Here is a 10,951-nt window from a genome sequence, read left to right as displayed (position 1 = left end):
ATCGAGCTCTTCACCGCCCTGCTGCTCTCCCTGCCCGGCTCACCGATCCTCTACTACGGCGACGAGATCGGCATGGGCGACAACATCTGGCTCGGCGACCGGGACGCCGTCCGCACTCCCATGCAGTGGACCCCCGACCGCAACGCCGGCTTCTCCTCCTGCGACCCGGGACGGCTCTACCTGCCGACCATCATGGACCCGGTCTACGGCTACCAGGTCACCAACGTCGAGGCCTCGATGTCCTCGCCGTCCTCGCTGCTGCACTGGACGCGCCGGATGATCGAGATCCGTAAGCAGAATCCTGCCTTCGGACTGGGGTCCTATACCGAGCTCCAGTCGTCGAACCCGGCGGTGATCGCGTTCCTGCGGGAGTACGAGGACGATCTGGTCCTCTGCGTCCACAACTTCTCCCGGTTCGCCCAACCCACCGAGCTGGACCTGCGGCGCTTCAACGGCCGGCATCCGGTGGAGCTGTTCGGCGGGGTGCGGTTCCCGGCCGTCGGCGAACTGCCGTACCTGCTGACCCTGGCGGGGCACGGCTTCTACTGGTTCCGGCTGCGCGCCGACGGGTAACCGGAACCCGGCATAGTCCACCCCGGGCGGCGGCGGTTTCCTCCGGCCCGCCCGGGGCACGCATCACTAACGCCCCCGACGACCGGGGAAAGGACGTACCCGCCATGGCGGAAACGGTCACCCCCTCCACGCCCCCTCTCCTCGCCTCGCTCGATCCCCTCCTGCGCGAATGGCTGCCCCGGCAGCGCTGGTTCGCGGGCAAGGGCAGTCCGGTCACCGGCTTCGCCACGGTGGCCGAGACCGAACTCCTGCCGTCGGACAGCAGGCTGGGCCTGCACCATCTGCTGGTCCGCGCCGAACAGCCGCCCGCCCCCGCCGAGGCCGGCGACTGCTACCAGCTGCTCATAGGCACGCGCGAGGCGCTGCCGCCGCGGCTGGCGCCCGCGCTGATCGGCCACCTCACCGACGGCCCGCTGGCCGGACGCACGGTCTACGACGCCCTGTACGATCCCCGGCCCGCCGAGCTGCTCCTGGAGGCCCTGCGCACCCGGGCCCGCATCGGCGGACTGTTCTTCGAACGCGATCCCGGCACTGAGATACGCGACGGGCTGGTGGCCCGGCTCCTGACCGCCGAGCAGTCCAACTCCTCGGTCGTCTACGGAGATACGTTCATCCTGAAGCTCCTGCGGCGCGTCGTACCCGGCGTCAACCCCGATCTGGAGATACCCCTGGCGCTGGCCCGCGAGGGCTGCGCCCGGGTGCCCGCCCCGACGGCCTGGCTGCGGGCGGAGCTGTCCGACGAGCCAGGCGCGTCGTACGTCCTGGCCGTCCTCCAGCCCTTCGTACGCGGCGCGACCGACGGCTGGGAGCTGGCCCTGCGCGAGCTGGCCAAGGGCGAGGACTTCGCGGCGGACGCGCGGGCGCTCGGGCGGGCCACCGCCGAGGTGCACACCGCGCTGGCCCGGGCGCTGCCGACCGTCACCCTCGGGCACAGCCAGCTGGAGTCGATGGTCGCCGGCATGACCGAGCGGCTGGCGGCGGCCGTCCAGGCGGTGCCGGTGCTGCGACCGTACGAGGACGGGCTGCGCTCGGCCTACGAGGCGCTGGCCGGCCTGGCCGCCGAGGGCCGCACCTGGACCGCCCAGCGGATCCACGGCGACCTGCACCTGGGGCAGTGCCTGCGCTCGCCGTCCGGGGAGTGGTCCCTGATCGACTTCGAGGGCGAGCCGGCCCGCCCGCTGGCCGAGCGCCGGATGCCGCAGCCGCCGGTGCGGGACATCGCCGGCATGCTGCGCTCCTTCGACTACGCGGCCCACTCGGTGACCCCGCCGGCCCGCGCCTGGGCGCGGCTGTGCCGGGCGGCCTACTGCTCCGGATACGCCGAGATCACCGGCGTCGACCCCCGCACCGACCCGGTGCTGCTGCGGGCCTACGAGACCGACAAGGCCGTCTACGAGGTCGTCTACGAGGCCCGGCACCGCCCGGACTGGCTTCCCGTGCCCCTGTCGGCCGTCCACCGCCTCGCCACCTCCGACTCGACCTGATCCCCGGGAGACCCGTCCGTGACCTCCAAGAAGTCCGTATCCGTAGCCGCCGACGACCGCGATCGGCTGCTGCTCGGCACGCACCACGACCCGCACTCCGTCCTGGGCGCCCATCCGGTGCCGGGCGGCGGGGTCGCCGTGCGGGTGTTCCGCCCGTACGCCCGCGCGGTGACGGTGGTCGCCGGCCGGGATCTGCGGACCGGCCTGCACGACGACGGCGACGGCTTCTTCTCCGTCCTGCTCCCCCTCTCCGACGTGCCGGTCTACCGGCTGCTGGTGGAGTACGAGGGGACGGTCCAGGAGTCCGAGGACGCGTACCGCTTCCTGCCCACCCTGGGCGAGCTGGACCTGCATCTGCTCGGCGAGGGCCGGCACGAGCGGCTGTGGGAGGTGCTCGGCGCGCACCCGATGACCCAACAGGGCGTCTCCGGCACCCGGTTCTCGGTGTGGGCGCCGAACGCGCAGGGCGTCCGGCTGGCCGGCGGTTTCAACTTCTGGGACGGCACCGGGTACCCGATGCGCTCGCTCGGCTCCTCCGGGATCTGGGAGCTGTTCGTGCCGGGCATCGGCGCGGGCGAGCTGTACAAGTTCGACATCACCCGCCCGGACGGCTCGCACACCCTGCGCGCCGACCCGCTGGCCCGGCGTACCGAGGTGCCGCCCAGCACGTCGTCCATCGTCCACGCGTCCCGGCACGAGTGGACCGACGACGAGTGGATGACGCACCGGGCCGACACCCCCGTGCACGAGGCCCCCTTCTCGGTCTACGAGGTGCACCTGCCGTCCTGGCGCCCCGGCCTGACCTACCGCGAACTGGCGGAGCAACTGCCGCGCTACGTCAGCGACCTGGGCTTCACGCACGTCGAGCTGATGCCGGTCGCCGAGCACCCCTTCGGCGGCTCCTGGGGCTACCAGGTCACCGGCTTCTACGCCCCCACGGCCCGCCTCGGCACCCCCGACGACTTCAAGTACCTGGTGGACGCCCTGCACCGGGCCGGCATCGGGGTGCTGATGGACTGGGTGCCGGCGCACTTCCCGCGGGACGCCTGGGCGCTGGCGGAGTTCGACGGACGGCCGCTGTACGAGCACTCGGACCCGCTGCGGGCTGCCCACCCGGACTGGGGCACCCTGGAGTTCGACTTCGGGCGCCGGGAGGTGCGCAACTTCCTGGTCGCCAACGCGGTGTACTGGTGCGAGGAGTTCCACATAGACGGGCTGCGGGTGGACGCGGTCGCCTCGATGCTCTACCTGGACTACTCGCGCGAGCCGGGCCAGTGGACGCCGAACGAGCACGGCGGCCGGGAGAACCTGGACGCGGTGGCGTTCCTCCAGGAGATGAACGCGACGGTCTACCGGCGGGTGCCGGGCGTGGTGACGATCGCCGAGGAGTCGACGGCCTGGGAGGGCGTGACCCGCCCCACCGACAGCGGGGGTCTCGGGTTCGGACTGAAGTGGAACATGGGCTGGATGCACGACTCGCTGGAGTACATGTCCCACGAGCCGGTCCACCGCAAGTACCACCACCACGAGATGACCTTCTCGATGGTGTACGCGTACAGCGAGAACTACGTGCTGCCCATCTCCCACGACGAGGTCGTGCACGGCAAACGCTCGCTGGTCTCCAAGATGCCCGGCGACTGGTGGCAGCAGCGCGCCAACCTCCGCGCCTACCTGGCCTTCATGTGGGCCCACCCCGGAAAGCAGCTCCTCTTCATGGGCCAGGAGTTCGCCCAGGGCGCGGAGTGGTCCGAGGCGCACGGCCCGGACTGGTGGCTGCTGGACCCGGCCTACGGCGCCGAGGCCGACCACCGGGGCGTCCGCGACCTGGTCCGCGACCTCAACACCGGCTACCGCGCCACCCCGGCCCTCTGGCAGCGGGACACCTCGGTCGCCGGCTTCCAGTGGATCGCGGGCGACGCGGCCGAGGACAACGTCTTCGCGTTCCTGAGGTACGACGCCGAGGGCACCCCGCTGCTCGCGGTCTCCCACCTCGCCCCGGTGGTCCGCGCCGACTACCGCCTGGGCGTCCCGGACGAGATCCCCGCCTGGCACGAGATGGTCAACACGGACGCGGCCGGGTACGGCGGCAGCGGCATCACCAACCCCGACCCGGTGAAGCCGGAGCACCACCCGTCCCACGGCCGCCCCACGAGCATCCGCCTGACCCTGCCCCCGCTGGCTACGGTGTGGCTGCGGCCTGCCTGAGCCCGTCCGGCAGCGGGCCGGTGTGCAGTACGCCCAGTCGCTGGGTCGCCCGGGTCAGCGCCACGTACAGGTCGCTGGTGCCGTAGCGGCCCGGTTCGACCACCAGGACCGAGTCGAACTCCAGGCCCTTGGCCTGGCGCGGGTCCAGGAGTACGACCGCCCGGGTCAGGTCGGGCTCGGTGCCGGACGTCACGCCGACCAGGCGGGTGGCCAGGGCGCGGTGCAGGTCGCGTGGGGCGATCACCGCCAGGCGGCCTTCGGCGGGGGTGAGTTCGGCCACCGCCTTCTCCACGGCGCCGGGGAGGTCGTCGTGGGCCTGCCGGATCCACGGGCTCACGCCCGTGGAGCGGACCGAGCTCGGGGGCTCGAAGTCCGGGTTCTCGGCGCGGACCACGGCCGCGGCGAGGTCCATGATCTCGGACGGGGTGCGGTAGTTGACGCCGAGACGGGTGTGGTCCCAGCGGTCCTCGACATACGGTTCGAGGATCTTGGACCAGGAGCCCACGCCCGCCGCCTCCGCGGTCTGGGCGGGGTCGCCGACCAGGGTCATGGAGCGGGTCGGGCTGCGCCGCATCAGCAGCCGCCAGGCCATCGGCGACAGCTCCTGCGCCTCGTCGACGATGATGTGCCCGAAGGCCCAGGTGCGGTCGGCCGCAGCGCGTTCGGCCGCGCTGCGGAAGTCCTCCTCCTCGTGGCGTTCGGCGAAGCGTTCGGCGTCGATGATGTCGTGCGCGGACAGGACCTCCGAGGCCTCGGGATCGCTGTCCTCCTTGTCGTCGAACTCGTAGGTCCGGGAGGCGTAGGAGACGTCGAGGACGCCCTGTGCGTAGGCGATCTGGGTCTCGCGCTCGCGTTCGGCGCGGGCCCGCGCGACCCGCTCGTCGACACCCAGCAGTTCGGCCGCCTCGTCGAGCAGGGGGACGTCGGAGACCGTCCAGGACCGGGTGACCGGGCGGCGGATCGCGGCCGCGTCCTCGGCGCCGACATAGCCCTCGGGCCCGGCGAGGAAGTCGGCGACCAGGCGCTGCGGGGTCAGCCGCGGCCACAGCCGGTCGACGGCGGACCAGACCTCGGGGTTCTCGGCGAGTTCGTCGCGGATCTGGGTGATGTCGGCGGCGTCCAGCAGGCTGCTGCCGTCGAAGGGGTCGGTGCCGACCCGCTCGGCGTACAGCTCGGTGAGGGTGTTGAGGATGTGGCCCTCGAAGTACTCACGGGCCACGTTGTGCGGGAGATCGGCGGCGCGGGTGCGCTCGCGGGCCATGTTCACCAGGCCGTCGTCGAGCATCAGCACCTCGCGGTCGTGCTCGACGGTGATGACCGGGTCGGGCAGCGCCTGCCGGTCGCGTACGACGGCGGCGAGCACGTCGGCCATGTCCGCGCGGCCCTTCACCGCGGCCGCCTCGGGGGTGTCGGCCGCCGTGGCCTTCACCCCGGGGTACAGCTCGCCGACGGTCGCCAGCAGCACGCCGGTCTCGCCGAGCGAGGGCAGCACCTCGCCGATGTAGCCGAGGAAGGCGGGGTTGGGGCCGACGATGAGCACGGCCCGCTTGGCGAGCAGTTCGCGGTGTTCGTAGAGGAGATAGGCGGCCCGGTGCAGGGCGACCGCGGTCTTGCCGGTGCCCGGTCCGCCCTCGACGACCAGGATCCCGCGGTGCGGTGCCCGGATGATCTCGTCCTGCTCGGCCTGGATGGTCTGCACGATGTCGCTCATCCGGCCGGTGCGGGCCGAGTTGAGGGCGGCGAGCAGCACCGCGTCGCCGGACGGGTCCTCGTGGCCGGTGCGCTCCTCGTCGCCGAGGTCGAGGATCTCGTCGTGCAGGGAGGCGACCTTGCGGCCGTCGGTGGCGATGTGCCGGCGGCGGCGCAGGCCCATCGGGGTGTGACCGGTGGCCAGGTAGAAGGGGCGGGCGACCGCGGCGCGCCAGTCGATGAGGACCGGGGTGCGCTCGGCGTCGTCGCGGCGCAGTCCGATCCGGCCGATGTGGTGCTTGGTGCCGGAGGTCAGGTCGATCCGGCCGAAGCAGAGCGAGCCGTCCACGGCGTTCAGCGCGGCGAGCAGCCCGGACCGCTCGGCGACCAGGATGTCCCGCTCCAGTCGGGCCTGCATCGGCTTGTCGCCGAGGGAGAGGGCGTCCGCGACCAAGTCCTCGGTGTCGCCGCGCAGCGCGTCCACCCGTGCGTACAGTCCGTCGATGAATTCCTGCTCGTGCCGCAATTCATCGTCCGGAAATTCGGTGTTTGACAATTCCGCTCCCGCCCGGATATACTGTGCCCACTGAACTTGTTCGTGATCGGATCGATTTCACCATCGACCTGAAGTCACGAACTCTTGAATATACGCAAAGAAATCCCCCGAGCGCAATTGCTCGGGGGATTCTTCGTATAACCGGTCGGTTCAGAGCAGCACGTCGGACAGCTCCTCCAGGAGCCGCCGCTTGGGCCGGGCGCCCACCATCGACTTCACCGGCTCGCCGTCCCGGAACACCATGAACGTCGGCATCGACAGCACTTTGTAGGCGTTCGTCGTCTCCGGATTGTGGTCCACGTCCAGCTGGACCACCTTCAGCCGCTCGCCCTCCTCCGCCGCGAGGGCCGTGAGGACCGGCGCCATCTGCCGGCACGGCGGGCACCAGTCGGCGGTGAACTCCACCAGCACCGGCCCGTCCGCCCCGATCACCTCCGCCGCGAAGTCCGCGTCCGTCACCTCGGCCACACCCGCCGCCTTGGTCATCCGACATCCCCTCCCAGCTCGCACACCGGTTCCGGACCACCCGGAACCCGCGCCCCGGCGGCCAGCTCGTCCCTGGCCCGCTCGGCCCGCTCCAGCTGGGCCCCGACCTCGGTCCGCACGGCCTGCAACTCGCCGATGAGCGAGTCCAGCTCCGCCAGCTTGCGCCGGTAGACCGCGAGCGACGCCGGACAGGTGTCGCCCTCCGGGTGCCCGGCCCGCAGGCACTCCACGAACGGCCGGGTCTCCTCCAGCTCGAACCCGAAGTCCTGGAGCGTCCGGATCTGCGTGAGCAGCTTCAGATCGCTCTCGTCGTAGGTCCGGTGGCCGTTGTCGGCACGCCGCGCGGGCAGCAGCCCGCGCGCCTCGTAGTACCGCAGGGTGCGCGTGGTGGTACCGGCCCGTGCGGCCAGCTCGCCGATTCGCATGTCCACGACGGTATGCCTTGACGCCGACGTCAAGGCAAGCTCGGCTGCACCCCCGCGGACTCCTCGACCTCCAGCAGGGAGGCGCTGTGCCGCTCCTCGTCGAAGGCCCGGCGCCCGCCGCGCAGCCCGAACAGCCGCTTGGCGAGGGCGATGTAGAGCACCGCGAGAATGTTCAGCACCAGGGTGGCGATCTTCAGATAGCTGACCTTCTCGGTGAGTTCGTAGATCTCCAGCGGCAGGAAGGCGGCCGTGGCGACCACCGTCAGGTACTCCGCCCAGCGCTTGGCGTACCAGAGCCCGACCGCCTCGACGAGTTCGATCAGCGCGTACGCCAGCAGCAGCACGGCCACCAGCAGCAGCGTGGAGTGCTTGTAGCCGAAGGCCTTCTGTATGGAGCCGACGACCGGCGAGTGGTCGAGGTCGTAGTGGAAGTGCTTGAAGACCGGCCGGAAGGTGTCCAGGTACTCGTTGAAGAGGCGGCGCACCGCGTCCTGGCTGTTGCTGAACTTCCACACCGCGACCGCGACCAGCACGATGAACACCCCGCGCACGGCCCGCTCGATCGCCAGGAAGCGCAGGATGAACAGGTCCCGCAGCACCTTCCCGCGCGGCACCAGCGGGGCGTCCGCCGCCGGACCCGAGCCGTGCGGCTCGCCGAGCGCGAAGTCACCGCAGCGCAGACAGCGCCAGGCCTCCCCGACCGCGGTCTGGGCGTGCAGCCGCATCCGCAGCCGCGGGTCGTCGGGGGCATAGGTCACATGCCCCTTGCGCGCGCAGTGCCGACGGTCCCAGTCGATCTTCATCCCCCGTGCCTCCATGCCAGGAATGCCAACGTGCCGTTCCGGTTGGCCCGGAGCGGCACGTTAGTGGATACGGCTGACAAGTGCCGGTCAGGGGTCAGCGCGCCCCGTTGTCCGCCAGCTCCCGCTGCTCGGCCGGAGCCTCCGATTCCGCCGTCTTGCGCCCCGGCAGGAGTACCGCCACCAGCACGGTTCCGATGCCCAGGAGCACCGCGCCGACCAGGCTGGTGTGGGCCACCGCGTCGGCGAAGGAGGAGCCGACGGCGTCCGCCATCTGCCGTGCGCCTTCGGTCAGTTGCTGCGCCTGTGCCTTCAACTGGGCGGCCTGCTGCGGGTCGGTGGCCTGCGCGGCCTTGGCCGCCGTCTGCCTGGCCTGCTCGCCGATGCCCTGGGCGACCGCGTAACCGGCGCCGACCGAGTCCTGGGCGGTGGCGAGGGCGCTCGCGGGCAGCCCGCTGCCGCTGGTGGCGTCGGTGAGGTGGCTGCCGTACGAGGTGGCCAGCAGCGAGCCGAGGATGGCGATGCCGAGGGAGCCGCCGAGCTCCAGCGAGGTGTCGTTGACGGCGCCGCCGACGCCCAGTTCGGACTCCGGGAAGGCCCCCATGATCGCGTCCGTGCAGGGTGAGAGCGCGAGGCCGATGGCCAGCCCGAGGACGATCAGGGGCGCCACGAAGTCCCCGTACCCCGAGGCGGCGTCCACCCGGGTGAGCAGGGCGAGTGCGGTGGTGCCGCCGACCATCCCCGCCGTGACCGTCCACTTCATGCCGACGCGCGGGGTGAGCCAGCCGGTCAGGGCCGAGCCGGCGAAGACCGCACCGGCCAGCGGGAGCATGCGGACGCCGGTGCCGAGGGCGTCGTAGCCGAGGACGAACTGAAGGTGCTGCGTGAGGTAGTAGAAGGCGCCGAAGACGGCCAGGAAGAACAGGGCGACGGCGAGGTTGGAGCCGGCGAAGCGGCGGTGGGCGAAGCGGCGGACGTCCAGGACCGGGTGCGGGTGACGCAGCTCCCACAGGACGAAGGCGACGAGGCCGGCGCCCGCGACCACGGCCGCGGTGACCGCCTTGACGCCCCAGCCGAAGTGCGGCCCCTCGATGATCATGTAGACCAGCGAGCCGATCCAGAGCACCGAGAGCAGCCCGCCGACGTAGTCGATGCGGTCGTGGTGTGGGGGCACCCCCGGTCGAAGACCGGGGGACTTGCTCGGCGGTACGAGGACGAGGGCGCCGACGATCGCGACGGCCGCGATCGGCACGTTGATGAGGAAGGTCGAGGACCAGCCGTGGTCGCGCAGCAGGGCGCCGGCGACCACCGGTCCGGCGGCGATGGCGAGCCCGGCGGTGGCCGTCCACAGGGTGATGGCCTTGGCCCGCTCGTGGCGCGGGAAGGTGGCGGCGAGCAGCGAGAGGGTGGCCGGCATGATCAGCGCGGCGCCGGTGCCCATCACGGCACGGGCCGCGATCACGGTCGCGGCGCTGTCGGCGAGGTACCCGAAGACGGCCCCGCCCCCGAACACGACCAGGCCCAGGATCAGCGCGCCGCGACGGCTGTACTTGTCGCCGATCGCGCCGAGCAGCAGCATCAGGGCGGCGTACGGCACGGTGTAGCCGTCGATGACCCACTGCAGGTCGGCACCGCTGAGCCCGAGGTCGGTGGTCATGTCGGGCGCGGCCACCGTGAGGGCGGTGTTGGCCATCACGATGATCAGCAGGCTCAGGCAGAGCACCAGCAGCGCCCACCAGCGGCGCGGATACGGCCGCGCCGTCGTCTCGACCGGTTCCTTCATGACGAGTCGCATGACAGGGATCGCCTTCCTCACGCGTGTGGTGCCGTCCGATGCGCACGGCCGAGCTTGCACAGTGGAGTGCAATTGCACAACCATGTGCAATATAAGGGACCTGCACAGCACTGTGCAAATGGAGGAGGTGAAGCACTTGCGGAGAGACGGCGAGCCCCGCCGCGGGGCAGGCACAATGGCAGTCATGACCACGGGTAACCCCTCCCGCGCCGACGTGAACCGGCGCCGCATCCTCGACGTCGCCCTCGCCGAGCTGCTGCGCGACCCCGACGCCTCGATGGACCAGATCGCCCGCGCGGCAGGGGTCGTACGACGGACCGTGTACGGCCATTTCCCGAGCCGGGAGGCGCTGATCGGCACGCTGGTCGACGGCGCGGTGGAGGCGCTGGCCGCCGCCGACGCGGGGGCCCGCCGGGAGACGGCGAACCCGGCGGAAGCGGTGGCCCGCTCGGTGCTCGCGATCTGGGAGATCGCCGACCGCTACCGGCTGCTGGTCGGCCTCGCCCAGCGCACGGTCACCATGCGGGGCATCCGCGACCGTCTCACCCCCCTGCGCGAGAAGAAGGTGGAGCTGCTGCAACGCGGCCTCGACGAGGGCGACTTCAGCTCACCGCTGCCGGCGCCGGCCCTGGCGTACGTCCACGAGCAGCTGCTGTTCGCGGTGATGGAGGCGGTCAACGACGGCCTCCTCGACGCGAAGGAGGCGGGCCGCTCCGCCGCGGTCAGCGCACTGACAGCGGCGGGCGTGCCCGCCTCCAGGGCCACGGAACTGGTGGCCGAGTTGCGCGACTAGCCCGGGTACGGCTCCGGACGGCTGAGCGGGGGGGGAGTTGCCAGCCGCCCGGAGGCTTTGGCCGGACGCCCGGCCCCGGTTCAGGCGGGGGCGGGGGGCCGACGGGTTATGTGGGCCCCCGAGGGGCGCGGGCCGGTGAGGTTTT

The 10,951-nt window shown here is 71.7% G+C and carries 9 protein-coding genes; 4 read left to right on the top strand and 5 right to left on the bottom strand.

The window, feature by feature from the left end; all coding sequences use genetic code 11:
• The 3 genes from ABZ642_RS46275 to glgB form a co-directional block, all read left to right on the top strand.
• Positions 1 to 573: alpha-glucosidase C-terminal domain-containing protein (locus tag ABZ642_RS46275; protein ID WP_360497737.1), on the top strand; the 573-nt coding region annotated here is incomplete at its 5' end.
• A gap of 104 nt (positions 574 to 677) precedes the next feature.
• Positions 678 to 2,057, top strand: coding sequence for a maltokinase (locus tag ABZ642_RS46270; RefSeq protein WP_360497734.1), 1,380 nt, complete (start codon positions 678 to 680; stop codon positions 2,055 to 2,057).
• Positions 2,058 to 2,075: 18 nt separating this feature from the next.
• Positions 2,076 to 4,262 (top strand): 1,4-alpha-glucan branching enzyme, encoded by a 2,187-nt coding sequence (gene glgB / locus ABZ642_RS46265; protein ID WP_360497731.1) that lies wholly within the window; start codon positions 2,076 to 2,078, stop codon positions 4,260 to 4,262.
• On the opposite strand, the gene ABZ642_RS46260 is transcribed toward glgB, so the two are convergent.
• The 5 genes from ABZ642_RS46260 to ABZ642_RS46240 all read right to left on the bottom strand — a co-directional run bounded on the left by ABZ642_RS46260 (position 4,237) and on the right by ABZ642_RS46240 (position 10,013).
• On the bottom strand, positions 4,237 to 6,477 hold the full coding sequence (locus tag ABZ642_RS46260) for a UvrD-helicase domain-containing protein (protein ID WP_360497740.1): 2,241 nt from the start codon (positions 6,475 to 6,477) through the stop codon (positions 4,237 to 4,239). The genes glgB and ABZ642_RS46260 overlap by 26 nt on opposite strands.
• Before the next feature lie 180 nt (positions 6,478 to 6,657).
• On the bottom strand, positions 6,658 to 6,975 hold the full coding sequence (trxA, locus tag ABZ642_RS46255) for a thioredoxin (RefSeq protein ID WP_351710643.1): 318 nt from the start codon (positions 6,973 to 6,975) through the stop codon (positions 6,658 to 6,660).
• A 14-nt stretch (positions 6,976 to 6,989) separates the two neighbouring features.
• Positions 6,990 to 7,418: a MerR family transcriptional regulator gene (locus tag ABZ642_RS46250; RefSeq protein ID WP_360497729.1), complete on the bottom strand. Its 429-nt coding sequence runs from the start codon at positions 7,416 to 7,418 to the stop codon at positions 6,990 to 6,992.
• 29 nt (positions 7,419 to 7,447) lie between these two features.
• Complete coding sequence (locus tag ABZ642_RS46245) at positions 7,448 to 8,221, bottom strand: DUF2127 domain-containing protein (protein ID WP_360497726.1); 774 nt, start codon at positions 8,219 to 8,221, stop codon at positions 7,448 to 7,450.
• Between the two features lie 94 nt (positions 8,222 to 8,315).
• Positions 8,316 to 10,013 (bottom strand): MFS transporter, encoded by a 1,698-nt coding sequence (locus ABZ642_RS46240; RefSeq protein ID WP_360497723.1) that lies wholly within the window; start codon positions 10,011 to 10,013, stop codon positions 8,316 to 8,318.
• A 175-nt stretch (positions 10,014 to 10,188) separates the two neighbouring features.
• Between ABZ642_RS46240 and ABZ642_RS46235 the strand changes: the two genes are divergently transcribed.
• A complete protein-coding gene (locus ABZ642_RS46235; RefSeq protein WP_360497720.1) occupies positions 10,189 to 10,806 on the top strand; it encodes a TetR/AcrR family transcriptional regulator in 618 nt (205 codons plus the stop codon).
• Positions 10,807 to 10,951 lie beyond the last annotated feature (145 nt).

The sequence above is a fragment of the Streptomyces sp. NPDC007157 genome (assembly GCF_040634235.1).
In the GTDB taxonomy this organism is placed as follows: Bacteria; Actinomycetota; Actinomycetes; order Streptomycetales; family Streptomycetaceae; genus Streptomyces.
The sequence above is the reverse complement of the archived record's forward strand: the minus strand, read 5'-3'. Positions and strand labels throughout refer to the sequence as shown.

Excerpts from the sequence above, each read along its gene's own strand:
- ABZ642_RS46270 (WP_360497734.1), top strand. The coding sequence starts at position 678 with ATGGCGGAAACGGTCACCCCCTCCACGCCCCCTCTCCTCGCCTCGCTC.
- ABZ642_RS46250 (WP_360497729.1), bottom strand. The coding sequence starts at position 7,418 with ATGCGAATCGGCGAGCTGGCCGCACGGGCCGGTACCACCACGCGCACC.
- ABZ642_RS46245 (WP_360497726.1), bottom strand. The coding sequence starts at position 8,221 with ATGAAGATCGACTGGGACCGTCGGCACTGCGCGCGCAAGGGGCATGTG.
- ABZ642_RS46240 (WP_360497723.1), bottom strand. The coding sequence starts at position 10,013 with ATGCGACTCGTCATGAAGGAACCGGTCGAGACGACGGCGCGGCCGTAT.
- ABZ642_RS46235 (WP_360497720.1), top strand. The coding sequence starts at position 10,189 with ATGGCAGTCATGACCACGGGTAACCCCTCCCGCGCCGACGTGAACCGG.